This window comes from Curvibacter sp. AEP1-3 (assembly GCF_002163715.1).
Classification (GTDB): Bacteria; Pseudomonadota; Gammaproteobacteria; order Burkholderiales; family Burkholderiaceae_C; genus Allorhodoferax.
This window is the reverse complement of sequence record NZ_CP015698.1, coordinates 1,973,542-1,999,617: the sequence shown is the minus strand read 5'-3', so window position 1 is coordinate 1,999,617 and position 26,076 is coordinate 1,973,542. Positions and strand designations below refer to the sequence as shown.

The 26,076-nt window shown below is 61.0% G+C and carries 28 protein-coding genes and 1 riboswitch; of the genes, 16 read left to right on the top strand and 12 right to left on the bottom strand.

The window, feature by feature from the left end; all coding sequences use genetic code 11:
• Positions 1-38: 38 nt before the first annotated feature.
• From AEP_RS09275 to metF, 4 genes are all read left to right on the top strand, one after another.
• Positions 39-1,052: a substrate-binding domain-containing protein gene (locus AEP_RS09275; protein ID WP_087495120.1), complete on the top strand. Its 1,014-nt coding sequence runs from the start codon at positions 39-41 to the stop codon at positions 1,050-1,052.
• A gap of 71 nt (positions 1,053-1,123) precedes the next feature.
• Positions 1,124-1,231, top strand: a riboswitch (S-adenosyl-L-homocysteine riboswitch).
• 77 nt (positions 1,232-1,308) lie between these two features.
• Positions 1,309-2,829: an adenosylhomocysteinase gene (ahcY, locus tag AEP_RS09270; RefSeq protein WP_087495119.1), complete on the top strand. Its 1,521-nt coding sequence runs from the start codon at positions 1,309-1,311 to the stop codon at positions 2,827-2,829.
• A 114-nt stretch (positions 2,830-2,943) separates the two neighbouring features.
• Entirely contained in the window at positions 2,944-3,867 is a 924-nt protein-coding gene (locus AEP_RS09265; protein WP_087495118.1) for a TlyA family RNA methyltransferase, read from the top strand.
• Positions 3,868-3,902: 35 nt separating this feature from the next.
• Positions 3,903-4,754 (top strand): methylenetetrahydrofolate reductase [NAD(P)H], encoded by an 852-nt coding sequence (gene metF / locus AEP_RS09260; RefSeq protein WP_087497263.1) that lies wholly within the window; start codon positions 3,903-3,905, stop codon positions 4,752-4,754.
• 12 nt (positions 4,755-4,766) lie between these two features.
• On the opposite strand, the gene AEP_RS09255 is transcribed toward metF, so the two are convergent.
• The gene (locus tag AEP_RS09255; protein WP_087495117.1) at positions 4,767-5,657 is read right to left on the bottom strand and encodes a 23S rRNA (adenine(2030)-N(6))-methyltransferase RlmJ; all 891 of its coding nucleotides are present in this window, start codon (positions 5,655-5,657) and stop codon (positions 4,767-4,769) included.
• Between the two features lie 105 nt (positions 5,658-5,762).
• On the opposite strand from AEP_RS09255, the gene AEP_RS09250 reads away from it, so the two are divergent.
• The 6 genes from AEP_RS09250 to erpA all read left to right on the top strand — a co-directional run bounded on the left by AEP_RS09250 (position 5,763) and on the right by erpA (position 10,132).
• Positions 5,763-7,472 (top strand): serine/threonine protein kinase, encoded by a 1,710-nt coding sequence (locus AEP_RS09250; protein WP_087495116.1) that lies wholly within the window; start codon positions 5,763-5,765, stop codon positions 7,470-7,472.
• A 170-nt stretch (positions 7,473-7,642) separates the two neighbouring features.
• A complete protein-coding gene (gene rplM, locus AEP_RS09245) occupies positions 7,643-8,071 on the top strand; it encodes a 50S ribosomal protein L13 (protein ID WP_087495115.1) in 429 nt (142 codons plus the stop codon).
• A gap of 9 nt (positions 8,072-8,080) precedes the next feature.
• The gene (gene rpsI / locus AEP_RS09240; RefSeq protein WP_087495114.1) at positions 8,081-8,473 is read left to right on the top strand and encodes a 30S ribosomal protein S9; all 393 of its coding nucleotides are present in this window, start codon (positions 8,081-8,083) and stop codon (positions 8,471-8,473) included.
• 90 nt (positions 8,474-8,563) lie between these two features.
• The gene (locus AEP_RS09235; RefSeq protein ID WP_087495113.1) at positions 8,564-9,292 is read left to right on the top strand and encodes a DUF6776 family protein; all 729 of its coding nucleotides are present in this window, start codon (positions 8,564-8,566) and stop codon (positions 9,290-9,292) included.
• 18 nt (positions 9,293-9,310) lie between these two features.
• Positions 9,311-9,706 (top strand): bactofilin family protein, encoded by a 396-nt coding sequence (locus AEP_RS09230; RefSeq protein ID WP_087495112.1) that lies wholly within the window; start codon positions 9,311-9,313, stop codon positions 9,704-9,706.
• A gap of 60 nt (positions 9,707-9,766) precedes the next feature.
• On the top strand, positions 9,767-10,132 hold the full coding sequence (gene erpA / locus AEP_RS09225) for an iron-sulfur cluster insertion protein ErpA (protein WP_087495111.1): 366 nt from the start codon (positions 9,767-9,769) through the stop codon (positions 10,130-10,132).
• Positions 10,133-10,158: 26 nt separating this feature from the next.
• Here erpA and AEP_RS09220 read toward each other — a convergent pair whose 3' ends face one another.
• Together AEP_RS09220 and AEP_RS09215 are read right to left on the bottom strand one after the other, a co-directional pair.
• The gene (locus tag AEP_RS09220; RefSeq protein ID WP_087495110.1) at positions 10,159-11,286 is read right to left on the bottom strand and encodes an anhydro-N-acetylmuramic acid kinase; all 1,128 of its coding nucleotides are present in this window, start codon (positions 11,284-11,286) and stop codon (positions 10,159-10,161) included.
• A 14-nt stretch (positions 11,287-11,300) separates the two neighbouring features.
• Positions 11,301-12,659, bottom strand: a complete 1,359-nt coding sequence (locus AEP_RS09215) for a M23 family metallopeptidase (protein ID WP_087495109.1) — start codon at positions 12,657-12,659, stop codon at positions 11,301-11,303.
• Between the two features lie 122 nt (positions 12,660-12,781).
• Here AEP_RS09215 and tyrS point away from each other — a divergent pair, with 122 nt between their 5' ends.
• A complete protein-coding gene (tyrS, locus tag AEP_RS09210) occupies positions 12,782-14,026 on the top strand; it encodes a tyrosine--tRNA ligase (RefSeq protein ID WP_087495108.1) in 1,245 nt (414 codons plus the stop codon).
• Positions 14,027-14,034: 8 nt separating this feature from the next.
• Here tyrS and AEP_RS09205 read toward each other — a convergent pair whose 3' ends face one another.
• The 4 genes from AEP_RS09205 to AEP_RS09190 form a co-directional block, all read right to left on the bottom strand.
• Positions 14,035-14,676: an ankyrin repeat domain-containing protein gene (locus AEP_RS09205; protein WP_087495107.1), complete on the bottom strand. Its 642-nt coding sequence runs from the start codon at positions 14,674-14,676 to the stop codon at positions 14,035-14,037.
• A 134-nt stretch (positions 14,677-14,810) separates the two neighbouring features.
• A complete protein-coding gene (locus tag AEP_RS09200) occupies positions 14,811-15,299 on the bottom strand; it encodes a GlcG/HbpS family heme-binding protein (protein ID WP_198301928.1) in 489 nt (162 codons plus the stop codon).
• A 130-nt stretch (positions 15,300-15,429) separates the two neighbouring features.
• Positions 15,430-16,059 (bottom strand): response regulator transcription factor, encoded by a 630-nt coding sequence (locus AEP_RS09195; protein ID WP_087495105.1) that lies wholly within the window; start codon positions 16,057-16,059, stop codon positions 15,430-15,432.
• On the bottom strand, positions 16,056-17,528 hold the full coding sequence (locus AEP_RS09190; protein WP_087495104.1) for a sensor histidine kinase: 1,473 nt from the start codon (positions 17,526-17,528) through the stop codon (positions 16,056-16,058). Before AEP_RS09190 ends, AEP_RS09195 begins: the two co-directional genes overlap by 4 nt.
• 66 nt (positions 17,529-17,594) lie before the next feature.
• Here AEP_RS09190 and dtd point away from each other — a divergent pair, with 66 nt between their 5' ends.
• Positions 17,595-18,059, top strand: coding sequence for a D-aminoacyl-tRNA deacylase (gene dtd, locus AEP_RS09185; RefSeq protein WP_087495103.1), 465 nt, complete (start codon positions 17,595-17,597; stop codon positions 18,057-18,059).
• A 161-nt stretch (positions 18,060-18,220) separates the two neighbouring features.
• The gene (locus AEP_RS09180) at positions 18,221-18,619 is read left to right on the top strand and encodes a hypothetical protein (RefSeq protein WP_087495102.1); all 399 of its coding nucleotides are present in this window, start codon (positions 18,221-18,223) and stop codon (positions 18,617-18,619) included.
• A gap of 149 nt (positions 18,620-18,768) precedes the next feature.
• On the opposite strand, the gene ybeY is transcribed toward AEP_RS09180, so the two are convergent.
• Together ybeY and AEP_RS09170 are read right to left on the bottom strand one after the other, a co-directional pair.
• Entirely contained in the window at positions 18,769-19,212 is a 444-nt protein-coding gene (gene ybeY, locus AEP_RS09175) for an rRNA maturation RNase YbeY (protein WP_087495101.1), read from the bottom strand.
• A 24-nt stretch (positions 19,213-19,236) separates the two neighbouring features.
• The gene (locus tag AEP_RS09170; RefSeq protein WP_087495100.1) at positions 19,237-20,259 is read right to left on the bottom strand and encodes a PhoH family protein; all 1,023 of its coding nucleotides are present in this window, start codon (positions 20,257-20,259) and stop codon (positions 19,237-19,239) included.
• A gap of 132 nt (positions 20,260-20,391) precedes the next feature.
• On the opposite strand from AEP_RS09170, the gene ruvA reads away from it, so the two are divergent.
• Together ruvA and AEP_RS09160 are read left to right on the top strand one after the other, a co-directional pair.
• The gene (gene ruvA / locus AEP_RS09165) at positions 20,392-20,964 is read left to right on the top strand and encodes a Holliday junction branch migration protein RuvA (RefSeq protein ID WP_087495099.1); all 573 of its coding nucleotides are present in this window, start codon (positions 20,392-20,394) and stop codon (positions 20,962-20,964) included.
• A gap of 169 nt (positions 20,965-21,133) precedes the next feature.
• Positions 21,134-21,364, top strand: a complete 231-nt coding sequence (locus AEP_RS09160; protein WP_087495098.1) for a DUF1161 domain-containing protein — start codon at positions 21,134-21,136, stop codon at positions 21,362-21,364.
• 45 nt (positions 21,365-21,409) lie between these two features.
• Here AEP_RS09160 and AEP_RS09155 read toward each other — a convergent pair whose 3' ends face one another.
• Positions 21,410-22,537, bottom strand: coding sequence for a carbonic anhydrase (locus AEP_RS09155; RefSeq protein ID WP_087495097.1), 1,128 nt, complete (start codon positions 22,535-22,537; stop codon positions 21,410-21,412).
• Between the two features lie 180 nt (positions 22,538-22,717).
• On the opposite strand from AEP_RS09155, the gene ruvB reads away from it, so the two are divergent.
• Positions 22,718-23,785: a Holliday junction branch migration DNA helicase RuvB gene (gene ruvB / locus AEP_RS09150; RefSeq protein ID WP_087495096.1), complete on the top strand. Its 1,068-nt coding sequence runs from the start codon at positions 22,718-22,720 to the stop codon at positions 23,783-23,785.
• Here the strand turns inward: ruvB and AEP_RS09145 are convergent.
• Complete coding sequence (locus tag AEP_RS09145; RefSeq protein ID WP_087495095.1) at positions 23,782-25,536, bottom strand: lysoplasmalogenase family protein; 1,755 nt, start codon at positions 25,534-25,536, stop codon at positions 23,782-23,784. The two genes, ruvB and AEP_RS09145, sit on opposite strands and share 4 nt — an antisense overlap.
• Positions 25,537-25,605: 69 nt before the next feature.
• Positions 25,606-26,067, bottom strand: a complete 462-nt coding sequence (locus AEP_RS09140; protein WP_087495094.1) for a hypothetical protein — start codon at positions 26,065-26,067, stop codon at positions 25,606-25,608.
• Between the last annotated feature and the right edge of the window lie 9 nt (positions 26,068-26,076).

Sequence of the window (26,076 nt, the reverse complement as noted above, 5' to 3'; positions counted from 1 at the left end):
CTCGCCGCCATAACAAACGAGCAATCTCGGAGACACGCGTGAGCATCAAGCAGTTGGCCCAGGCATTGGGTCTGTCCACTTCCACGGTCAGCAGGGCCTTGAACGGTTACACCGACGTCAATGCCCTGACCCGCACCCGTGTGCAAGAAATGGCAGACGCCATGGGCTACCGCCCGGATGCGGGCGCGCGCCGCTTGGTGCGCGGCAATACCGATGCAATCGGCATTGTGTATTCCGCCGCGGTCGAAAACCTGGGTAACCCGCAGTTTCTGGACATGGCCGATGGTTTGGGCGAGCGCCTGGAGCGCGAGCACCAGGACTTGCTGCTGGCGGTGGCCAAAAATGAAACCGAGCTCGAAATTTACGAGCGCCTGTTCCGGGGCGGCCGGGTGGATGCGGTCATCGTGCCCAACACCCGGGTGCAGGACCCGCGCGTGGATTTCCTGCTGGAGAACAACTACCCCTTTGTGGGCTACGGCCGCACTGCCGACTGCGCGCACTACTCCTGGCTGGACTTTGATAACGACCTGGGCAGCCAGCTGGCGGTAGAGCATTTGCTGGCCTTGGGCCACACGCGCATTGCCTATGTACACGCTCCCCTGGAGTTGAACTTCGCCTTCCAACGCCACCGGGGCTACATCAGCACCCTGAAGGCAGCAGGGGTGGAGTGCCCGCCCGGCTATTGCATAGGCGGTGTGAACGACAGGCGCAGCGGCCTGAATGCCGTGGCGCAGGTCTTGGCCTTGTCACCCCGGCCGACCGCTGTGCTGGTGGATAACAACCTGGGCGGCGTGGGCCTGATCCGTGGCTTGATGGATGCCAACCTCCGGGTGGGGCAGGACATATCGGTGGTGGTGCACGGCGACATTCCGCAGGACACTCTGCTTACCGGCTTGAATGTCACCACCGTGACCCAGCCCACGCCGCAAACCACCGGTTTTGCGCTGGCCGAGATGGTGATGAAGGTGCTGCGCGACTCCGAGGGCGGCCCTTACCAGCTGCTGCGCCAGCCGGCATTGCAGGTGGGTACTAGCACCGGCCCGGTAGCCTGAAGCCCGGACGCGGTCGGGTGACTTTGACCTAGTGGCTTGGTGCGGCAATCGACACGAGGTTAAAATCCGCAGCTTCCGAGGAGCGTTGCAGCCCGCCAAGTGCCCATACCGGCACCGCGAGTGAGGCTCGGAACCCACGATGCGCCCTGCATCGTGTCCCCCAACGGCGCTCACCCACTGGAAATGTGTGCGGTGAGTGGCCTCAAAAACCCCCGTGTGCGCCAGTGGCAATGCAAATCAACGTTTGGAGCACACCATGAGCGCTGTATTGAAACTGGTTAAGAACGCCAAGACCCCCAAAGCTGTGAAGGCCGTCAAAGCGGTTTCCGCTGCCAAGGCCGTCGTGGCCCAATTTGAAGACTACAAAGTCGCCGACCTGAGCCTGGCCGATTGGGGCCGCAAAGAGCTGACCATCGCCGAAACCGAAATGCCCGGCCTGATGGCCATCCGTGAAGAGTTCGCCAAGAGCCAGCCTCTGAAAGGCGCACGCATCACTGGTTCCCTGCACATGACCATCCAGACCGGCGTGCTGGTCGAAACCCTGCAAGCCTTGGGCGCAGATGTGCGTTGGGCTTCTTGCAACATCTTCTCCACCCAGGACCACGCAGCCGCTGCGCTGGTGGCCAAGGGCACCCCCGTGTTCGCACACAAGGGTGAGTCGCTGGAAGAGTACTGGGACTTCACCCACCGCATTTTTGAATTCGGTGGCAAGAAGGGCACTGCGGCCGAAGGCCCGAACATGATTCTGGACGACGGCGGCGATGCCACCTTGCTGATGCACCTGGGCGCTCGCGCTGAGAAAGACATCAAGGTGCTGGCCAAGCCCGGTAGCGAAGAAGAAGTGTGCCTGTTCAATGCCATCAAGGCCAAGCTGAAGGTGGACCCCACCTGGTACAGCCGTCGCCTGAAGAACATCATCGGCGTGACCGAAGAAACCACCACCGGTGTGATGCGTCTGGAAGAAATGTCCGCCAAGGGCACTCTGGCCCTGCGCGCCATCAACGTGAACGATTCGGTGACCAAGAGCAAGTTCGACAACCTGTACGGTTGCCGCGAATCCCTGGTCGACGGTATCAAGCGTGCGACTGACGTGATGATCGCCGGCAAGGTGGCTGTGGTGGCGGGTTACGGTGACGTGGGCAAGGGTTCTGCCCAAGCGCTGCGTGCTTTGTCCGCCCAAGTGTGGGTGACAGAAATCGACCCGATCAACGCCCTGCAAGCCGCCATGGAAGGCTACAAGGTTGTGACCATGGAATACGCTGCCGACAAGGCCGACATTTTCGTGACCACCACTGGCAACAAGAACGTGATCACGTACGCGCACATGGATGCGATGAAGGACCAGGCCATCGTCTGCAACATCGGTCACTTCGACAATGAAATCGATGTGGCTTCCCTGTCCAAGTGCAAGTGGGAAGAGATCAAGCCCCAGGTGGACCACGTGATTTTCCCCGCCAAGGGCAAGAAGGCTTCCAAGCGCATCATCCTGTTGGCCAAGGGCCGCTTGGTGAACCTGGGTTGCGGTACCGGCCACCCTAGCTTTGTGATGTCTTCCAGCTTTGCGAACCAGACGATCGCCCAGATCGAACTGTTCACCAAGCCCAAGGATTACAAGGCCGGTAAGGTTTATGTGTTGCCCAAGCACCTGGACGAAAAGGTGGCACGTTTGCACCTGAAGAAGGTCGGCGCCATGTTGACCGAACTGACCGACGAGCAGGCTTCGTACATCGGCGTGAGCAAAGCCGGTCCGTACAAGAAAGACACGTACCGCTATTAATAGCACCCCCGAGGCGCCTTTGGCGCCTCCCCCTCAAGGGGGCGACACCTGCGGTCCGGCGAAGCCGGTCCCGCGGTGTTTCTGGCTTTGAGAGGCTGATAACTTTGGATAACGATGCGAATTGATCAACTTTTGGTGCAGCGCGGGCTGGCCAGCACCCGCTCGCAGGCTCAGCGCCTGATTGCGGATGGCGTGGAGTGGCTGAAGATGGAGCTTTCGGGCGAAGTCTGGAAGCGTGTGGCCAAAAATGGCGACGAAGTGCCCGATGGCGCCAAGATCCGTTTGCTCGATGATTCCGAAGCGCGTTATGTGTCCCGCGGTGGCCTCAAGCTCGAGGCGGCGCTGAAGCACGTAGGCTTGACTGTCACCGGCTTGCGTTGTCTGGATGTGGGGCAGAGCACCGGTGGCTTCACCGACTGCCTGCTCCAAGCTGGCGCGCAATCGGTGGTGGGTGTGGATGTGGGCAGTGCCCAGTTGCATCCAACGCTGCGCGACGATACACGCGTGCTGTGTGTCGAGAGTGTCAATGCCCGCACCCTGTCTGCTGCAGATTTGATAGCTGCTTACGCAGATAGCACGGGCGCTGGTGGTCAATTTGATGTTGAACCCGATGGCGATGACGGCTGGGATGATGGGGATGACTTCGACGACGAAGATGACTCCCGCCCGCCCGTGGATGCGTCGGATGATGCTGAAGAAGAGGCCGTGGAGCTGCCGTCTGAGTTTGCGCCGCCGTTTGACCTCTTGGTCGCTGACCTGTCCTTCATTTCGCAGACCCTGGTATTGCCTGCTGCAGTGCCCTTGTTGAAAGAGGGCGGCATCATGCTGACCTTGGTGAAGCCGCAGTTTGAATTGCAGCCTGGCCAGGTGGGCAAGGGCGGTATCGTCAAGGACCCGGCCATGTACCCCATTGTGGAACAGCGCTTGCGCGGGACCTGCGCCGATCTGGGGCTGACCGTGACGCATTGGTTCGACTCCGCCATTGAAGGCGGAGACGGGAACCGCGAATTCTTTATTTGTGCCCGCAAGGCGGGCTGAACCCGGTGCCTGTCATGCAGGCGCGGGAGACGGAGATGACTATGTCTACCAACCAACGGATTCCACTGAGCCTGGAGTTTTTCCCGCCCAAAACCCCGGAAGGCGCTGAAAAGCTGCGCACCGTGCGCCAGCAGCTTTATGGACTGAAGCCTGAGTTTTGCTCGGTGACATTCGGTGCAGGCGGCTCCACACAGGAAGGTACGTTCAACACCGTGCGCGACATCCTGTCGGAAGGCGTGAGCGCAGCGTCCCACTTTTCGTGTGTGGGGGCGACCAAGTCCACCGTGCGCGAGCAATTGGCTACCTTGAAGGCTATGGGCGTAAAGCGATTGATGGCCTTGCGGGGCGATTTGCCCAGCGGTTACGGCGCCGGTGGTGAATTCCATTACGCCAGTGACCTGGTGGCATTTATCCGTGCCGAGACGGGTGATGACTTTCACATCGAGGTGGCGGCCTACCCGGAAGTGCACCCGCAGGCCAAGTCGCCGGCCAGCGATTTGCAGGCTTTCGCCACCAAGGTGAAAGCGGGCGCCAATTCAGCGATCACCCAGTATTTCTACAACTCCGACGCCTACTTCCGCTTCCAGGAAGAGGTGGATGCACTTGGCATCACCGTGCCTGTGGTGCCCGGCATCATGCCCATCACCAGCTCCACCCAGTTGATGCGCTTCTCGGATGCGTGTGGTGCGGAGATTCCCCGTTGGATCCGTCTGCGGCTGCAGAGCTACGGGGATGATGTGGCTTCCATCAAGGCCTTCGGTCTGGAGGTGGTGACGGACTTGTGCGAACAGCTGCGTGCCGGCGGCGCGCCTGCACTGCATTTCTACACCATGAACCAGAGTGCGCCCACTCTGGCTTTGTGCAAGAACTTGGGGCTAGACGCTTAAGGCGCCAGGACCTTAGCCGCCGGCGTCCAGGGTGGACGTCGCGTTGGTGTCCTGACCCAGCAGCTCCACCATCTGGGGCAGCGCATCTTTGAGCGCAGCCTTGAGGGTGTGTGGCGGGTTGATCAGAAACATGCCGCTGGCGGGTAAGCCTGGGCGAACGACTTCACCGTCGGCATCTTGCGTGAGCTTGCTGGACTTGACGGTCAGCGTAGCGTGCAGCCAAGATTTGCCGGCCTTGTTCGCCATGGTCTTGAGCTTTTTAGGGACGTCGTGGGCTTCCGGGCGAGGGATGATGGGGTACCACACCGCATACGTGCCGGTCGCAAAGCGTTGCATGGCATCTGCCACCATGCCGACCACGCGGGCGTAGTCGTTTTTGACTTCGTAGCTCGGGTCACAAAGCACCAGCGCGCGGCGTGACGGTGGGGGCAAAAACTTCTTGAGCCCTTCAAACCCGTCTTCCCGCAAAACTGTCACTTGACGACCGGCTTCCAGTTGGGCCACGTTGGCGATCAGTGTTTTGGTGTCGGTGGGGTGCAGCTCGAAGAGCTTGAGCTTGTCGCGACCGCTCAGCAGGCTTTGGATGATGAAGGGCGAGCCGGGGTACACCGACCAGTGGTTGCCGGCGTTAAAGCCCGCCACCATGTCGATGTAGTCTTGCAACGCGGGGGCAAACGGCTTTTCAGGCCTGGTGGCAACCAGCTTCAGAAAGCCTTCAGCGGCTTCTTCACTGGTCTTGGCAAAGTCGCCATCCAGTCGGTACAAGCCCGCACCGGCATGGGTGTCAAAGACGTTGAGGGCGGTTTCTTTTTGCGTCATGTGACGCAACACAGCCAGCAATGTGGTGTGTTTCAGCACGTCGGCATGGTTGCCGGCGTGGAAGGCGTGTCGGTAACTAAACATCCCCTATGATACCCAGCGACCCGGGATGCCATGTTGCATCCAGATTGGAACAGTGCTTTACCCGAGCGCTTGCGGGCATAAAAAAGACAGATTTCACCTCACCTCATGGCTGACATCACGACTCCGACCAGTAAACCCAAAGCTCCGGCGACCGGGCACCTGGACGCCCTTGCGCCGGGCACCCGATTGGCTGAGTTCGAGGTCCAAGGGCTGCTGGGCGTCGGTGGTTTTGGCATGGTTTATCGCGGGTACGACCACTCCTTGCACAGGGCGGTCGCCATCAAGGAATACATGCCCACCAGCTTGGTGGGCCGTGATCGCAATCACTCGGTCACAGTGAAATCTGCGGTAGATGCCGCCTCTTTTGAATCCGGCTTGCGCTCATTTATTGCCGAAGCGCGTTTGCTGGCACGGTTTGACCACCCGTCTCTAGTGAAGGTGTACCGGTTCTGGGAGGCGAATAACACAGCTTATATGGCAATGCCGCTCTACGAGGGCATCACGCTCAAAGAAGCGCGGCGCCGCATGAGCGGGCCGCCTCCACAGGCGTGGCTGCAGTCAGTGTTGTGGTCAGTGTTGGCGGGCCTCAAGGTTCTGCATGACAACAGCACCCTGCACAGGGACATATCGCCTGACAACATCTTTTTGCAAAACGTCGGACCGCCGGTGCTATTGGATCTGGGCGCCGCCCGCCGCGCGATTCTGGACACCAGCCACAAGCACACCGCGGTGCTCAAGGTGAATTACGCGCCGATTGAGCAATATGCCGACGCCAAGGATATGCAGGAAGGCCCTTGGACAGACTTGTATGCCGTTGCTGCCGTGATGCACGGCTGCATTTGCAATGAGCCGCCTTTGCCCGCCACCTTCCGTGCCGTGCGGGACCGCATGCCGAGCTTTGAGCAGGTCACACAAACCGCACAGACCCATTTCAACCAGACGTACTCTGACAATTTCGTACAGGCGATTTCGCACGCATTAGCCATTGAGCCGACCGAGCGCACGGCCAGCGTTGAGGCTTTTGCCCGCGAAATAGGTTTGAAATCGCCTCCTGACTTGGCCCGGTTTGATTGGCGCAAAGCTTTGGGTGATTCTGTGACTCTGACAGAGACGGGCGAAGATCCGGAGCCGATTACGACGGAGTTGTTGACGACCCAGCCGGCATCGGATTTTCCGGATACTGTTTTTCAGCCCACGACTTACGACCACTCCAAGACCGTCAAAACTCTGTCCCGAGCCGACGTGGCGGCCAAGCCGCGCGTTGCCAGAAGCTCTGCGACGGTGAGTAAAGGCATACCTCTGTGGTTCTGGCTAGTGCCGACTGCGTTGCTGCTCGCGCTAATCGCTTGGTGGATGCGACCCGTTACTATCCCTGCCGCTGTCGTGCCGCCTACGCAGGCCGATGCCCCCTCGGCAGTCATCACAGAGCCAGCAGAGGTGCCTTCCACGCCCCCCGAGTCTCCAGCACATCCCAAGCAGACTGCGCCGATTGCCACCAGTGGTGGCAAGACACCCGGTGCGGATGCAGTTGCTGGTTCGCAGCGCGCAGTTGTGCCTGCAAAGCCTGTGGCGCAGGCGCCTGTAGCGGCCACAGAGAAGGTGGCGCCTCCCAAGCCGCAGCCACGATCAGACGCCAAGCCTTTGGACGACAAACCCACTCCAGCCAGAGACCCGATTGCGATTTGTGCGGAGGCTAGCATCCTGACCCGGACCATGTGCATTTACCGGGAGTGCCAGAAACCGGAGTTCTACCAGCTGCCGGTTTGTGTGGCTGACCGCAAACATTGGGAAGAGAAGAACAAGGCCCGGAACTGAGCAGTTCGGGCCGCATTTGGTGAATTCGCCAGCTCTTTGTATAATGGAAGGCTTCGCAGCGCTTTTGTGGCTCCGCGGCGAAGAATTCAACCCACCTAAGAGATTCCCATCAGAGGAACGCCGATCGTGGAAAAGAGCCCTCCCAAACCTTCTTTTTAAAGAGAAAACTCATGTCTACATTCAGCGCAAAACCCGCTGAGGTCGTGCACGAGTGGTTTGTGGTTGACGCGACCGACAAGGTCCTCGGACGAGTAGCCAGCGAAGTTGCTCTCCGTTTGCGCGGCAAACACAAGGCCATTTACACGCCTCACGTCGATACCGGTGATTTCATCGTCGTTATCAACGCAGCCCAACTCAAAGTGACTGGCACCAAGTCCTTGGACAAGGTGTACTACCGCCACTCCGGTTACCCCGGCGGTATCACAGCCACCAACTTCCGTGACATGCAGTCCAAGCATCCCGGTCGCGCTCTGGAAAAAGCCGTCAAGGGCATGCTGCCCAAGGGTCCCCTGGGCTACGCCATGATCAAGAAGCTCAAGGTGTACGGTGGTGCTGAGCACCCCCACACTGCCCAGCAACCCAAAGTGTTGGAACTGTAAGGAGCTCACATGATTGGTGAATGGAACAATGGAACAGGCCGTCGCAAATCCAGCGTCGCCCGCGTATTCCTGAAAAAAGGCACTGGCAAGATCACCGTGAACGGTAAAGACATCGAAAACTTTTTCGGTCGTCAAACCTCCATCATGATCTGCAAGCAACCCCTGCTGTTGACGAACCACGCAGAATCGTTTGACATCATGGTCAACGTTGCTGGCGGCGGTGAATCCGGCCAAGCGGGTGCTACCCGTCACGGCATCACACGTGCTTTGATCGATTACGACGCGAGCCTCAAGCCCGCACTGAGCCAAGCCGGCTTCGTAACTCGTGACGCACGTGAAGTTGAACGTAAGAAGGTCGGCTTCCACGGCGCACGTCGTCGTAAGCAGTTCTCCAAGCGTTAATCACGCTGCAACATTACGTTGCAATCCAGAAGCCGCCAGAGTGCAAACTCAGGCGGCTTTTTTCGTTCTGGCTGATAGACTTCGCCCTCCATGAGATTCCGTCTATTACGTCGCCGCCTCACCATCAGTGCCCCCCGCATGGCCGTGCGCAGTGCGTTGCCGTGGCCATTCCGCTGGGCCTTGCTGGCCATTGTTCTGGGCTTTTGTGCAGCGATCGGCCTGTGGGCCTTTGAATTCGGCAAGGATATCGCCGGCCTTGAAAAAGGCTCCAAAGACGAATTGATGCAGCTGCGGGCGAACGCAGCCGCTCTGCAAACGGAAATGCTGGCCTTGAAGGCCGAGCGGGACAAAGCCCAATCGATTGCCAACACTGCGGATACCTTGGTGACGGCAGAAAAAGCTTCCCAAGAAAAACTCATCGCGCAGGTCAAGCAATTGGAGGCGGATAACCGAACGTTGCGGGACGACCTCGGATTTTTTGAGAAACTGATCCCGTCAGGTGGCACCGAAGGCGTAGCAATCCGGGGCCTTCAAGCGGAACTGATTTCCCCGACCACACTAAAATGGCAGGCGCTGGTCATGCAGGCCGGCCGTAACACCCAAGAGTTTGCAGGTCGTTTGGAAATAACTCTGGTGGGTACGGCCAACGGAAAAACCTGGACGGCTTCGTTGCCTGACGGCTCCATGCCCGTCAAGCTCAAGCAGTACGGGCGTCTTGAAGGGGAGTTCCAAATCCCCCCGCAAACCGTGGTGAAAAGTGTGTCAGCACGTGTCCTTGAAGGTACGACGGTCCGCGCGACCCAAACCCTCAAGCTTTAGGTCATTCTGAGGTACGCCATGTTCAACAAAAATAAGCAGCCCCCCATCAAAAGCTTGATTGCCGACGGCACCGAAATCCAGGGCAATTTGTCTTTCTCAGACGGCTTGCGCGTAGACGGAATCATTGTTGGGAATGTGTTGGCCGCAGAAGCAGTTGCAAGCATTCTGGTGATCTCGGATTCAGCAAGCATTACCGGCGCAATCACTGCAGACCACATCATCATCAATGGCACCGTAAAGGGTCCTATTCATGCGCGGCGCATGCTGGAACTCCAGCCCAAGGCCCGTATTGAAGGTGACATTGAATACGCTGCCCTGGAGATGCACCAGGGTGCCCTCATTGCGGGTCAGTTGCGCCCCATGTTGGTCGGCGAAGAAAAACCCACACTGAAATTAGCGGCAAATAACCAGTAAGAGAATTCCCGAGCGAATTCCTGTACTATTTGCCAATTCCTGAATCTGAATGGAGCCGCCATGAGCGCTGTTGCCGAAAACATCCAAACTGAAATGCCCGCCCCGATCCTGTTTACCGACAGTGCCGCGGCCAAAGTGGCTGACTTGATTGCCGAAGAAGGCAACCCTGATTTGAAACTGCGTGTATTCGTGCAGGGCGGTGGTTGCTCCGGCTTCCAATACGGCTTTACCTTCGATGAAATCACCAACGAAGACGACACCACCATGACCAAAAACGGTGTGTCCTTGTTGATTGACGCCATGAGCTACCAATACTTGGTAGGCGCCGAGATTGACTACAAGGAAGACTTGCAAGGCGCCCAATTTGTGATCAAGAACCCGAACGCCACGACCACCTGCGGTTGCGGCTCTTCTTTCTCGACCTGAAGCACCATCCCGCCGCGTCAGATGGGTCAGGCGGGGTAGATTGCTCCCAGTATGCGGGCGCCTCTGGCGCCCGTAACTTTTGGAAGGTTGGCCGTGTGTCGCAGAATGGCTTGGCGTGCCAGCCATGCGAAGGCCGTAGCCTCTACTTGCAAGGGAGGCAGCCCGAGTTCATCAGAGCTTTGAACTTGGCAGCTGGGCAACAGCATTTGGATGCGCTGCATCAAAAGCCGGTTGTACGCGCCTCCCCCACACACTGCCAAAGACTCGCATCCGCGCATATTCTGGCGCAAGGCATCCGCACAAGCGCGTGCTGTGAGCTCTGTGAGCGTGGTTTGGACATCTACCGCTGATGCAGGGCCATGCCGGTCTTCATGGGTTTTGAGAATGTTCTCAAGCCACGCAGCGTTGAATAGGTCACGTCCTGTGCTCTTGGGCGGCTGGCGATCCAGAAAGGGCTCGGCCAACATGTGGTCCAGCAAGTCTGGCAACACGGTGCCGGAGGCTGCCCAAGCTCCACCATCGTCGTAATGCTGTCCGGTATGGCGGTGACACCAGCCGTCCATCAATGCATTGCCCGGGCCGCAGTCGAATCCCAGCACTGGGTTCTCCGCGCTCGCGTGCAGCAGTGTCAGGTTGGAGATACCGCCGATGTTCAATACCGCCAATCGTTCGCCATGGGGGCTGAAGAACGCCTGGTGAAAAGGTGGCACCAGTGGAGCGCCTTGTCCGCCTGCTGCGACATCCCGACTGCGAAAGTCCGCCACTACGTCCACTCCGCACAGCTCTGCCAAAAGTGCCGGTTGATTCAGCTGGGTGGTGTAACCGGTGCCATCGAATTCGCCAGGCCGGTGCCGAACCGTCTGGCCATGTGCTCCGATGGCACGAACGGCGGACGGGGGCAGCCCGGTCTCTTGCAGCAGCTTGCCAACCACCGAGCCATACACGCTGGCCAGCCCATTGGCTGCCAATGCGCCACGATGAATTTCGTCGCTGCCGGAGGCGTTAAGTGCCAGAAACTCAGCGCGTAAAGCATCGGGAAATGGGGCCGCCTGATGCGCCAGGACGCGCATTCTCTCGCCGGAAAAGTCGGCCAGCACACCATCCACGCCATCGAGCGACGTGCCGGACATCAGTCCGATGTAAAGCTCTGACACAGAGTGGCCGTGGCTTACTCAGCCGAGCCTGGAGTCAACTGGGCAGCACTGGCCAGCTGTGCGCGTACGCTTTGTGCAGCCTTGTCAAACAAGGGCTTGGCCGCTGTGGACACCGGCACCGCTTCGCTCTGGCGCGCGATGGTCAACGGATCATGGTGCACGCCATTGACGCGGAACTCAAAGTGCAAATGGGGTCCTGTGGCCCAGCCCGTTGCGCCCACTGCACCGATGTTCTGGCCTTGCGAAACGTTTTGGCCCTTTTTGACATTGATGCGGCTCAAGTGGGCATACACGGTGGTCTGGTTGTTCCGGTGTTTGACCATCACTACATTGCCAAAACCACCCTGCACACCTGCAAAGTCCACGGTGCCGTCACCGACGCTGCGCACGGGTGTGCCGGTAGCGGCCGCATAGTCCACGCCCAGATGGGCTCTCCACGTTTGCAAAATGGGGTGGAAGCGCATTTTGAAGCCGCTGGTAACGCGGGAGAATTCCAGCGGAGAGGCCAGAAAGGCGCGGCGCAGGCTTTCGCCGGCCAAGGTGTAGTAACCGCCTTTGCCGGGAGCCACCGGGTCCTTGAACCACATGGCCTGGAAAGGCTTACCGGCATTCACGAACTCGGCGCTGAGTACCCGCCCCGCGCGCATCGGTTCGCCATCACCTTCCAGGGTTTCATACACCACCGAAAAGCGGTCGCCTTTGCGCAGGGCGCGGTGGAAATCGATGTCACCCGAAAATATTTCTGCGACCTGAGTTGCAATCGAATCTGGCAGGCGCGCATCGTCGGTGGCGGCAAACAGGGAGCTATTGATCACACCACTGGCCAAGCGCGTGCTGGCTACCAAAGGTAGCGTTTCCACTTGAGAGCGGAAGCCACTCACCGTCTTTTCAATGGTCAGGCGTTTGAAGGTGCCGTCATCCACGGGGCTCCAGCGGGCGCTGAGTTTCAGTAGCTCTTGGCGCTCGTTGACTTCCGCAGTGATGGTGCGGCCGGCGCGGCCCAGCAGCGCGGCTTGCGCCTGCGCATCAGCACGCAGAAATGCGGCTGCTTGCGGGTCCATCACCCCGAGGCGTTTGAGCAAGGTATCTGCCGTGTCGCTGGAACGGGTTGTTTCTGAGCGATACAGGCGCATCGTCAGCTCGCTGACATCGTCAAGGCGCGCGACGAGCAGACCGCTTTGTACGGTCTCGACCACGGTGCGCACGGGCAAATCGGAGGCGTCCGGTGCGAAATTGGCCACGGCAAAGGTGGCGCCTGTGCCGCCCACCAGCAGGGCTGCAATGATGGCGGTTATCCGCTTGGGATACTGCTGCACGAGAGCCGTGGCACGCGCCACGCACTGCTCTACAGCCTGGTTCAGTCCATGCTTCAAATCAAAGACTCCGGTATGGGGGATGCGGCCCGACTAAAATCCAGCCGCTGGCAACGCTTGCGTTGCTGAAGGGAGCGGGCAGTATAGCCTTCGCTTCGATCCTGGCCACAAGAAAAACCCTTATGAATCAAGCCTTAAGCCCTCAGTTAGTTGTAAGCGATCGTGTGCGCGAGGCCCTTGCGGTCACCCTGCGCGGCGTGGAAGAACTGCTCCCGCAAGACGAATGGGTGAAAAAGCTCGCCAAGTCCGAGGCCACCGGCAAACCGCTGCGCATCAAGCTGGGGCTGGATCCGACCGCGCCTGACATCCACATCGGCCACACCGTGGTGCTGAACAAGATGCGCCAGCTGCAAGATCTGGGCCACACGGTCATCTTTTTGATCGGTGACTTCACCAGCATGATTGGCGACCCATCCGGCCGCAACAGCACGCGCCCGCCGCTCACCGCCGAGCAGATCAAGGTCAACGCCGAGACCTACTACCGCCAGGCCAGCCTGGTGCTGGACCCGGCCAAAACCGAGATCCGCTACAACAGCGAGTGGAGCGACCCGCTGGGCGCGCGCGGCATGATTCAGTTGGCCAGCCGTTACACCGTGGCCCGCATGATGGAGCGCAACGACTTCCACGACCGCTTCCACGCGGGCACCCCGATTGCGGTGCACGAATTCCTCTACCCGCTGATGCAGGGCTACGACTCCGTGGCGCTGGAGAGCGACCTGGAGCTGGGCGGCACCGATCAGAAGTTCAATCTGCTCATGGGCCGCACCCTGCAGGCCGAATACGGCCAGGAGCCTCAGTGCATCTTGACCATGCCGCTGCTCGAAGGGCTGGACGGCGTGGAGAAAATGTCCAAGAGCAAGAACAACTACATCGGCATCTCTGAAGAGCCCAACACCATGTTCGCCAAGGTGTTGTCCATCTCAGACGTGCTGATGTGGAAGTGGTACACGCTGCTCAGCTTCAAGAGCGAGGCGGAGATTGCAGCGCTCAAGGCCGAGGTGGAAGGCGGGCGCAACCCCAAAGATGCCAAGGTGGCGCTTGCCAAAGAAATCACAGCGCGCTTCCATAGTGCTGCTGCGGCCGATGCGGCAGAGCAGGACTTCATCAACCGCAGCAAGGGCGGTATCCCGGACCAGATCGACGAAATTACCTTGTCACTGGGCGAGGGTGGCGCAGCGGTGGGTATTGCCGCGCTGTTGAAGTCTGCGAACCTGGCCGCCTCCAGCGGGGAGGGCAACCGCCTGATTGACGGTGGCGGTGTGCGAGTGGACAGCAATGTGGTGAGCGACAAGGGCTTGAAGCTCGGCGCGGGTACCTACGTGCTGCAAGTGGGCAAGCGCAAGTTTGCCCGCGTGACCCTGGCCTGAGTCCGGGCCTAGCGCTTCTCCAGCAAACGCACCATCTCTGCGTAGCCATAACTGCGCGCCAGATCAAGCGGCGTCTTGCCGTGGCGGTCCGTGAGTTGCAAGTTAGCGCCTGCTTCCACCAAGGCCCTCAGTGTGGCTTGGTGGCGGGCGCCTCCGTTGCCCAGCACGATGGATTCAATGGTCGCGGTCCAGTGCAGGTTGTTTACATGGTCCAGCGGGGCGCCGGCGGCAATCAGCTGGCGCACCACGCCGTCGTGGCCCAGGTGAGCGGCCGCAATCAACGCCGTGCCGTCGTAGCGGCTGGTCACCAGCTTGGCGCTGGCGCCCAGGCCCAGCAGGGTGCGCAAGGTTTCCTCGTCATCGGCCACTGCGGCGATGGTGACAGCGTCGTACCGGTCATTTTCCAAAGCGCCGGTGTCAGCGCCCGCTTGAATCAAGGCGCGCACCGCCGCGCGCTGTTTGGCAAAGGTGGCCACATGCAAGGGCGTGCGGCCATAGGCATCGCGTTGGTTGATGTCGGCTTTGGCGCTCAGCAGCTGCGTGAGTGTGGCCATATCGCCCCGCGCCGACGCCGCGTGCAGGCCGCGGTAGGCCGCTGTCTCGGCGGCCGTGGGCGCTACCTGCGCCTGAGATAGCGGCAGCCATGCCATACCCGCCAGTAGCAGGGCGAATCGAAGGGTCCGGACAAGCCGGGTGCTACCGGGGGTTGACATGGTGCTTTATCTTTTAAATGCTATAAAAACAGGAGCAGTTTGCGCAATATCCACGAGCGTTAAAGGCCCATTTACTTCAAAGAATCCTTCACTTTGTCCAGCGCGGTCATGGCGCATTGCTCATCCAGGTGGCCGCCGGGTGCGCCGCCTACACCGACCGCACCGATGACTTCGTTGCCCACCTTGACCGGCACACCGCCACCCACCAGCAAGAAACCGGGGATGTATACCAAGTTGGCCGCGGCCGGGTTCTTTTGGGCGCCTTCCATCATGGCCAGGGTGGTGTTTTTGGCGGACGCCGAGGTAAAGGCTTTTTCCTGGCTGGCGGCCAGAGTGTGGGGGCCGGCGTTGTCCGCACGTTGCACAGCGCGCACGCTGCCGGCGCGGTCCACCACGGTGGCGGTCACGGCATAGCCGTTGGCGGAGCAGGCGGCCACGGTAGCGGTGGCAATCTGGTTGGCCAGTTCCAGCGACATGTTGCGCTCGGTGCGCACGGCTTGCGCACTGGCTGCGCCAGCAACGGTGGAAAGAATCAAAGCGAGGAGGTGGGAAGTACGCATGGAATGCTCCGGATATTGAGGGGTACAAGCGGTTCGATCAACCGTGCAGGTAATGTAAAAATCCGGGGGCGATTTGCCCATGCGTACCGCTACGCCCGCTCCTCCGTACAACTACGGAGCGCCCAGAGCTTTAAGCGGCGGTGTCTTCGTCCACCAGTGCGGCGTACTGGCGCACCAGCTTGGCCAGCGCGTCAATCTCCAGCTTGGCGAACAGGTTGGCGCGGTGGGTTTCTATGGTGCGGGGCGACACGTTGAGTGCGCGGCCGATTTCCTTGTTGGTCAGCCCGGACACGATCAGGCCCAGCACCTCGCGCTCGCGCTCGGACAGTTGCGCATAGCGCTGGCGCGTGACGCGGTCGGCCTGGTTGCGTTGGCGGGACTGCACATGCTGGCGCACCGCGGTTTGCAGCGCTTCAAGCAGGCGCTCGTCGTCCACCGGCTTCTCCAGAAACTCGGCGGCTCCGGACTTGAAGGCCCGGCGGCACATGTCGATGGTGCCGTGCCCGGTGAGCATGATGACGGGTTGGTCCACCTTTTGTTCTTTCAGCGTGTCCAGCACCGTCAGCCCGCTGATGCCGGGCATGCGCACATCGAGCACGATGGCGCCTATGCTTTCCCGGTCAAAGGACTGTAAAAACGTCTGCGGGTCGGCCCACGGCTGCACGCGCAAGCCCACGGTGCTGATCAGCAAAGCCAGGCTGCTGCGCACGGCCTCGTCATCGTCGATCAGGTGGATCAGGGGAGAAAGCGGCGCGGTCATGGGGCGGGCGTTGCGAGAGGCATCTGCAGGGTGAACTCGGCGCCTTGGGTGGGCAGATTGGCAGCGCTCAAGTGCGCGCTCATGCCCTGCGCCAAAGATTCGCACAGGCTCAGGCCCAGACCGAGGCCGCCCTCACGCGTGGAAAAGAAGGGCTCAAACACCTTGGCCAAGGCATCCGGTGGCATGCCGGGCCCGGTGTCTTGCACTCGCAGCACACCGTGGGTGGCGGTGTGGCTGAGCACCAGTTGCAGGGCTCGCTGCTGTGGCGGCACCTGCTCCATGGCTTGCAGTGCGTTGGTCAGCAGGTTATGGATGATTTGCTCCAGCGCCACTGGGTCTGCCTGCACTTCCAATGGGGTGCCGTCCACGGTCAAGGTGGGGGTGCAGCGGCTGCGCTGCAGCTCGGGCTCCAGCAGGTAAAGCGCGTGCTGGCAGGCCGCGTGCAGGTCCACGCTTTGCACCGCTACGGCGCTGCCCGGACGCTCCACTGTGCGGCGCAGGCGCCCCACCACATCAGACGCTCTGCGCGCTTGCTGCACCGCCATCTGCATGGCGCTACGGGCGGCGGTCAGGTCAGGCTCGGCATCATCCAGCAGACGGCTGGCGGCCTGGGTGTTGGCCAGGATGGCGGTGAGGGGTTGGTTGATTTCGTGGGCCATACCGGCTGCCAGTTCGCCCAAAGTGTTGAGCCGTGTGCGTTGGCCCACGCGCTGGCGCTCTTCCTCGCGGCGTTGCTGGGTGCGTTGCTGTACCAGCATCCGGCCGCGCAGCAAGGCCAGTGCAATCGCGCCGGCGCTGATCAACATATACATCCACGGCAGAGCCGACCACGGCACATGCAGGCGGGACACCACCTCAAATGGCTGGCTCTCCGCCGCTAGTACTTTGCGCGCTTCAAAGGTCCAGCCCGCATCCCCCGTGGCAAAGGGGCGACCGGCTTGCACCGTGTAGGTCTTGGCGCCCAGGTCCAGGCGCACTTGCACCGGGCTGGTGTCCGGCTTCATGGGCCATTCCGCCCACGGCACCATGTTGCGCAGGGCAATGGTGAGGGCATAGCTGTCCGGCTGCGCGGCCAGCACCAGCTGGTAAGTGCCTTTTTGCAGGTCGACATCGGCCAGCACTGCGCGCTTGAGGCGGAGGGACTCGGCCTCCGCGTTGGCAAGTTCGGGCGAGGGCCAGGCTTCATTCGCGCCCCTGTGGGCGGCCGCCGCAATTTGGCCATACAGCGCGGGCAGGCGTTGCTCGGGCCGGTCGGCCGCGTTGCCGCCATGCTGCAGCGCCAGCGTGGCCAGAATGGCATCGTGTTGCACTACCTGCTGGCTGAGCAAGCGGTGCACGATGCGGGCGTTGGTGTCGAACACGTCCTGCTGACGCGCCAGCTCGCCGCGCGCGATGTACACACCGCTCAACAGCGACAACGCGGCCCAGGCCAGCAGCCACAATCGGAGGCGTTGAAGGTGTGCAAACATGATGATTCATTGTGGCACAGGGGTGCGCGGCACAATGGCCGCAGACAGTTTCGAGAGGTACACGGGATGATGGCTTTGGTACAGCGCGTTCGCCGCGCGCAGGTGGTGGTGGATGGTGCCACCGTGGGCAAGATCGACCAGGGCTTACTGGTGCTGGTATGCGCCGAGCAGGGCGATACCGAGGCCCAGGGCGACAAGCTGCTGGCCAAGCTGCTCAAGCTGCGCATCTTTAGCGATGCTGACGGCAAGATGAACCGCAGCGTGCAAGATTTGGATGGCGCGGGCCAGCACGGCGGCCTGCTCATCGTGAGCCAGTTCACCCTAGCCGCAGACACCTCCGGCGGTAACAGGCCTAGCTTCAAAGCGGCTGCCGCGCCCGATGAGGGGCGGCGTTTGTACGACTACTTTGTGGCCCAAGCCCGCACAGTGCACCCCATTGTGCAGACCGGAATCTTTGCGGCGGACATGCAGGTGGAGCTGGTCAATGACGGGCCGGTGACGATTCCGATGCGGGTGGCGTCTGCTGTCTAGGTGCTACTTATTTGATAGCTGCTAGCGCATATTCCATGGGCGCTAGAGACTGAAAAGATTCAAGAGTCAGGGCCGTTGCCTCCCATTGAAGGCCCCTGCAAGCGAGGGCTCATGCGGCGGCATGTCGCGGCGAATTCACGCGCGGTCCCGATAATTTGCGCATGAAAATCGCACTCGCTATCGGAACAGTCTTCCTCGCCCTGTTGTGGACCGGCTTTATCGGCCTCTCGGCGGCCTTGGCCAATTGGGTGGCAGGCCAAGGTGTGGACCTGCAGGGCGGGCTTCAGACCATTGCCCAGTGGCCGCTGCCACCATGGATTGCGCTCTGGACAGACGCAGGCACGGCCGAGGCAGTGCGCGCAACCATCGTATGGTCGGTGGAAATGCTTGGCGCTGTCATGCCTTGGATCACGCCGCTGCTGGACTGGGTAGCCCCGCTCTTGTGGGTGATCTGGGCCTTCGGCATGGTGGGCTTGGTGGTGCTGGCTGCTGTGGGCTTGCTGCTGATCGGTCGCATACGTAAGCGTGCTCAGTTCACAGGTGCGCGCTACGCGGATTGATAGAGGTGCGCAGGTTCTCCTTCGCGACGAGTAACCCGTAGGAGCAGCTGCCTTGGGCGCTTTGCGCAGGTCAAGGAGGAGCGCGAAGCGCGGGGGACATGGAGCAAAGCGCCCGAGGCGGCTGCTCCGGAGCGCAACCTCAAGCCAAGTCAGTAGGGGTTCTTGAACCCCAAGCGCGCCATGATTTCACTCTCGCGCAGTTCCATCACTTCGGCGTCTTCGTCCAGTTCATGGTCCCAGCCCTGCGCGTGCAGGGTGCCGTGGACGATCATGTGGGCGTAGTGGGCTTCCAGCGTTTTCTTTTGCTCTTTGGCTTCTTTGGCAATCACGGGCGCGCACAGCACCAGGTCGGCGGTGACGGGCTCTTGGGTGTAGTCGAAGGTCAACACGTTGGTGGCGTAGTCCTTCTGGCGGTATTCGCGGTTCAGCGTTTGGCCTTCTTCGGCGTCCACGATGCGCACGGTGATTTCGCCGTCCACCTCCAAGGTGTTGCGGATCCAGCGGATGACTTTGTGGCGCTTGAGCGCGTCACGGTGTTTGTCTACGTCTTGGATCTTGCCGAATTGCAGGGAGAGGCTGAGTTCTGGAAGCATGTGGTTCTGTGAATCAAAAAAGGTTTAGCTACGGCGCACGGTTCGTGATGCACTTCGGGTCTTGGGCAGGCCCACGCGGGGGAGTTCGGGCTCTGGCTCGGGGATAGCGATCTGTGGCAGGTCTTCCAGCCGTGCGGCCTCGTAGGCATCCACGATGCGGGCGACCAACGGGTGGCGCACGATGTCGGAGCTGGTCAGGCGTGTGATGGCAATGCCCGGCGTGCGGCGCAACACGCGCTCGGCTTCCACCAAGCCGCTCATCTGCGCCTTGGGCAAATCGATCTGGGTCAGATCGCCGGTAATGACGGTTTTGCTGCCGAAGCCCACTCGAGTCAAAAACATCTTCATCTGTTCGGGCGTGGTGTTTTGTGCCTCGTCCAGGATCACAAACGCATTGTTCAGCGTACGCCCGCGCATGAAGGCCAGAGGGGCAATTTCCAGCTGCTGGCGCTCAAACGCTTTGTGCACCTGGTCGTATCCCATCAGGTCGTAGAGCGCGTCGTACAGAGGGCGCAGATAGGGGTCCACCTTCTGGTTCAGGTCGCCTGGCAGAAAGCCCAGTCGCTCGCCAGCTTCCACCGCGGGACGGGTCAGCACAATGCGCTGCACCGAACTGCGCTGCAGCGCGTCCACCGCTGCAGCCACGGCGAGATAGGTTTTACCGGTACCGGCAGGGCCGATGCCAAACGTGATGTCGAACTCGGCAATGTTGTCCAGGTACAGCGCCTGGTTCTGGCTGCGGGGTTTGAGGTCTGCACGGCGGGTGGAGAGGCTGGGGCCTTCGGCGCCCAGTTCGCCATCGCCGCTGAGCATGAGCTGCACCGTAGAGGCTGCAATCGGCCGGCCGGCAATCTCGTACAAGGCCTGCAGCATCTCCATGGCGCGCTGGGCTTTGGCCTTGGCACCTTCCACCTTGAACTGCTCGTGCCGGTGGGCAATTTTGACCTCCAGCTCGCGCTCTATGGTGCGCAGGTGTTCGTCGGTCGGCCCGCACAGGTGCGAGAGACGCGTGTTGTTCAGCGGGGTGAAGATGTGTTTGAGAATCAAGCTGATAATCCGGCAAAGCAGGGGGACTGCAAGAGGGGCGCCACAGAGGCGCTACCCCTGCATTGTCCCCAATTTGATCCGAACCGTGGCCTCGCTGGCCATCCACCACTCCAGAACCCCGGACTCCGCACCATGATCGGCAAACTCACAGGTATCGTCAGCGACAAAAATCCACCGCAAGTCATCATCGACTGCGGCGGCGTGGGCTACGAGGTGCAGGTGCCCATGAGCACCTTCTACAACCTGCCCGCCGACGGCCACAAGGTCACGCTGCTCACCCACTTTGTGGTTCGCGAAGACGCGCAAATCCTCTACGGTTTTGCCACCAGCACCGAGCGCGAAGCCTTCCGGGAACTGATCAAGATCTCTGGTGTGGGGCCGCGTACCGCCTTGTCCGTGCTGTCGGGCATGGACGTGGGCGACTTGGCACAGGCCGTGACCTTGCAGGAGGCCGGTCGCCTGATCAAGGTGCCGGGCATCGGCAAGAAAACAGCCGAGCGCTTGCTGCTGGAACTCAAGGGCAAGTTGGGTGCAGACTTTGGGGCGCCTTTAGGCGCCGTGGGCGATGCGCAGTCCGACATCCTGCAGGCGTTGCTGGCCCTGGGCTACAGCGACAAGGAAGCGGCAGCCGCACTCAAGGCCCTGCCCAAGGATGTGGGTGTCAGCGACGGTATCAAGCTGGCGTTGAAGTCTTTGGCCAAATAAGCCTCTGGCGCACGCTGCATCTGCGTGGGAAGCTCCTCTTTTGGTAGCGCTTTGGGCTACTAGTCTGCGGGTTAGCGATAGGTGGGGGTGCCTTGCGGTCTGGCTACCATGCAGTCAGGCCCGCAGAGGCCGTGTCTGTTGACGTACCCCACCAGAGAGGAATCGCCCCATGAAGAAATCCGTGTGCTTTAGCGTGTTGGCCTTGGGCCTGTTGTCCGCCAACGCATGGGCGGCCAAAGACTGCGAAGTGTTGAAGACTGAACTTGGCGCCAAGATCGAGTCCCATGGGGCCAAGAACTTCACCTTGGACGTGGTGGACCGCGATGCCGACAGTGGCAAAAAGCGCGTGGTCGGCACCTGTGAGGCTGGCAAAAAGAAAATCGTCTACACCCGCAACTGACCCCGCCCTGCGGCGGGTGTCTAGCGGCCTGACGCCAGTGCTTGCTTACTGCGCGTCACGCACCGGGCGGCCGTTCAGTGGCTGCACCGGGCGCGCATTCAGCGGGTAGAGCTGGGTGAACAAGCGCAACTGGTTGCGGCTGATCGGCATAGGCTGCTTGAGCACCATCCACAGCACGCCTTCCGAGCAGGGGGGTGTGGTCAAGGACCCCATGAACTGGTAGTAGCGCTGGTCGGAGGGCAGCAATTCGTTCATGTTCAGCAGCTCGCGCGGCATGCGCACGCGGTCGCCCGCGTCCAGGGGCATGTACGTCCACACTTTGTCGATCAGCGGGTTGGGTGCGGCGCCCGGATCCAGCAGCACGGCCACCACGGCCAGTTGACCTTCATCATTTTTGTGCACCAGGTGCGCCACCATGGCAAAGCGCTTGTAATTTACAGACTCTTCCGACGGTGTGTGGAAGTGGAACTGCAACAACCGGTAGCGCGAGCCACGCACGGTGATGCTGTTGTCGCCCTGCACATCCACCTGGATGGTGTGGCCGTTGTTCACCACGGTGCCATTGCTGGGTGTGTAGTTGAATTGCACCGGTTCCGCGGGGCCCTGCAGGGTGCTGCTGTCTTCGATGTTGATGGGCGACTGGCGTTTGCCGATGGCGCATAGGTTGAAGTCGGGTTTGAGCTTACCCCAGGCCTGTGGGCCGTTCTCGCCCTCATAGGCCCAGTGGACATCGCCACCATGTGCATCTGCAGCGGGCGCACCTGCTGCTGCAATTTGTGCCGTACCGCCGTGACCTGCCAATGCCGCGGCACGCGCCTGGATGTATTGCCGGCTGCTCATGCTGGAGCCTGAGCTGCCTGCGCCGGCCGCGGGAGCAGATGAGCCACCAGGTACCTTGGATACATTGATCAGCAGCTTCTTTTTGCCAGCTACTTCGGTGCCCAACGCTTCGCGCAGCTGGTCGCCCACCTCTTTGGGATTGGATGCACTGGTGGCGGAGATTTCGCCCAGCACCTCTTTTTTTGCGGCCTTCGTGGGCGCTTTCTCGGCCGTTTTGTGGGCAGGATCCGCATCATTGGCCCAAGCGGGTGCGCAACACAGGGCGGCCAGAAGCAAGGCGATCAGAGCCTTGGGGCGCAGGCGCTGCGCGGCAGAGGGTGGGCGGATGGGCATGGCGGGCGCTGCCTTTCAAGCAAACACAAATGCAAATCTCCGGCGGGCCATGGGGCACGCCAGAAGGGGATAAGGTGCTTATCGGCAGTCTGCCGCCTTCTCTTGAGCGCGGCAAGCTGCGCGCTATAGTGGGCACCCCGCTGGAGTTTCTTGTTTTTTCTGCTTGGATAGGCCGCTGCTGTGAGCATTCAGACCGACGATTTTGCTGTTCCCCCGCCGCCCGCACCCCGCGTGGTGTCGGCCGCGCCCGTGTCCAACAGCGAAGAGGCCATCGAACGCGCCCTGCGCCCCAAGCTGCTCGACGAATATGTGGGCCAGGCCAAGGTGCGCGAGCAGCTGGAGATCTTTATCGGTGCCGCCAAAAAGCGGGACGAGGCGCTGGACCATGTGCTGCTGTTCGGCCCGCCCGGTTTGGGTAAGACGACGCTCTCCCACATCATTGCCCACGAGCTCGGCGTGAACCTGCGCCAGACCTCCGGCCCGGTGCTCGAAAAGCCGAAAGATTTGGCCGCGCTGCTGACCAACCTCGAGAAGAACGACGTTCTCTTCATCGACGAAATCCACCGCCTCTCTGCTGTGGTCGAAGAAATCTTGTACCCCGCGCTGGAGGACTACAAGATCGACATCATGATCGGCGAGGGCCCCGCCGCCCGCTCCATCAAGCTCGATTTGCAGCCCTTCACGCTGGTGGGCGCTACCACCCGTGCCGGCATGCTGACCAACCCGCTGCGCGACCGCTTCGGCATCGTGGCGCGGCTGGAGTTTTATGCGAATGAAGAGCTGGCCCGCATCGTCAAGCGCAGTGCGGGCCTCTTGGGTGTGCCTATGGACGAGGATGGCGGTTTCGAGATCGCCCGCCGTTCGCGCGGCACACCGCGGATTGCCAACCGCCTGCTGCGCCGCGTGCGCGACTTTGCCGAGGTCAAAGGCGACGGCAAGATCACTCTGGACATTGCCAACCGCGCGCTCGCCATGCTGGATGTGGACCCGCAAGGCTTTGACCTGATGGACCGCAAGTTGTTGGAGGCCGTGATTCACCGCTTTGACGGTGGCCCCGTGGGTCTCGACAACATTGCCGCCAGCATCGGCGAAGAGCGCGAAACCATTGAAGACGTGATCGAGCCCTACCTGATCCAGCAGGGGTACTTGCAGCGTACTCCGCGTGGCCGCATTGCGACGCTGGCCGCTTACCGCCACCTGGGGGTGACCGCACCAGCGGGCCCGGCGGTGGATTTGCTGGGCGACTAAGCGGGCGAGTCTGCGGCTTCCGTGCCGGCAGGTCGTGCGAAGTGCACGATCAGCAACTGCGCCGCAAAGTAGGTCAGCAAAATCCAGAAAGAAGCCAGAGGTACCGGCGCGAGGAACTTGTTGACTGCAATCAGCGAGTCGCTCGCCATAAAGATGCATGCGCCCAAAGCCACGCGCCCCGCAGCCCCATCGCCCAATGTGCTGGCCCGGCCCAAGGCTTGGGACGTCATCAGACAAATCACCATGATGTAGGCCGCCACAGCTATTTGCAGGCCCGCATCGGGCAAATGGCTCCAAAGCAAGGCATAAACCGCAGCACCGAAAGCCACCACCACTTGCAAAGCGCGGCGGTTGGCAAACCAAGGGGCATCCTGCCGGAACAGGGCGATGTAGAACGCGTGCGCCACCAGGAACGCCGCCAGCCCGGGGATGAAGTAGTCGCCCGGCAGCATCAAGAACACGTCACCCGCCAACGAAAACACCAATGAAGCCAGTAGCAGTGCGGTAGATTTTGATTGTTTTTGGCCGTTGGCGCTCATGGAATATGCGCGAGCAGCTACGAAAATAATAGCAATCGTCATGACTAGCGGCTTGGCTAGCAGGTGGCCGGGCAGCAGGTCTACCGCACTCAGGCTGGCCCATGCAGCAGCCTCTACCGCCAATACCTCCAGCATGCCCAGGCCATGTTGCATGAAGCGGCCCACTGCCCATACCGAAGCAAACAGCCCTGCCGCATACAGTGCCGCATTGGTAAAGCTCAAGCTGTCCGCAACCCACAAAAATGCCGCCACCGCACCCAGCAGCCCCAAAAACTGGAGGCCTGCGAACCACTGTTGGGCGGTGGTCAAGGGCGGGTTGAAGGTCTGCACCTGTTCAAGGCGGAATGCGGGTTTGGGGTGGGCGGCGGCCAAGTCGGCCGGTTGCCAGCCCGGCGGCATGAACCAGACGCGCAGCTTGTCAATCCAGCGGCGGGTGGCCCAGCTGTCTTTGGCCAGGCCCCAGTACACCTCGGCATTGGCCCAGACCGGGTCCCAGCTGTTGAGCGCGCCGCGGGTGCCGTAGACGCACGGCGCATCCTCTTCGCGGAAGGTACCGAACATGCGGTCCCACACCATCAGGATGCCGCCGTAGTTTTTGTCGATATACGGGTCGTTCACCGCATGGTGCACCCGGTGGTTGCTGGGTGAGCAAAACACGCGGTCAAACCAGCCCAGCTTGCCTACCTGCTCGGTGTGCACCCAGAACTGGTAGAGCAGGTCGATCAATGCCACGATGCCGAAAATCAGCGGTGGCACACCGGCGATGGCCATGGGCAGGTAAAACACCCAGCCAAAAAATGCCCCGCTACTGGTCTGGCGCAGCGCTGTCGAGAGGTTGTAGTGTTGGCTCTGGTGGTGCACCACATGGGCCGCCCAGAACAAGGCCACCACGTGGCCGGCGCGGTGCAGCCAGTAGTAGCAGAAATCGTAAAACACCAAGGCCAGCACTACGCCGTACCAGGTGCTCCAGAAAGCTAGGTCGGGGTACAAGGCCACGGCCTTGAACACCGCGGCATAGATGCCCACGGTCAGCACTTTGGTCAGCACGCCCGCTACCTGGCTCAGAATGCCGAGGCTGATGCTGTTGATGGCGTCATTGAGCCGGTAGGCCCGGTTGCCGGGGACGCGGGCATTGGCACGTCGGCTCCAAGCGAACTCCAGGGCGATGAGGAGAAAGAAAACCGGGGTGGCGAAAACAATTATTTTGCTCATGCAGCATTTTTGCCGAGCAAGCGCTTGGTGCCGATCGGGGGAACCCTAGGCCGCGCTGGAGGGGGGCGTCTATTTCCGTCCGCGGAAATCGCGCCACTGCACCCGGGTAAACCAGCCGGTGACAACGCCGAGTACTCCGTAGAAGGCCAACAGACCCCAATCCACTGCGGGGAAATCCCATGCAAACCCTATCACGGCAGATACGCTGATCAAAAAGAGCAATCCGGAGAGCAGCGACCAGATCAGCGCGAGGAAGCGCTCCACGCCCGTCTTGACGTTCTCCATGGTGTGCCGGGTTTCCTGCCAGGCATCAGCCGCATCGGCCAATGGGCTTTGTGCTTGGGCTTCCAGCGCTTCGGCCACATTGCCTTGTTGGACCAGCGCTGCAAAATCACCTTGTTGCGGGCGGCTTGCCCGCTTGCGCCACCAGAGACCAAAGAACACTGCGGCGAAGACCGCGATGATGAGGCCGGCATACAGCAGTTGGTCTTGCCAAGGGACTGAGCCGGCGTGTAGCACGTAATGGAGCATGGCAGAGTC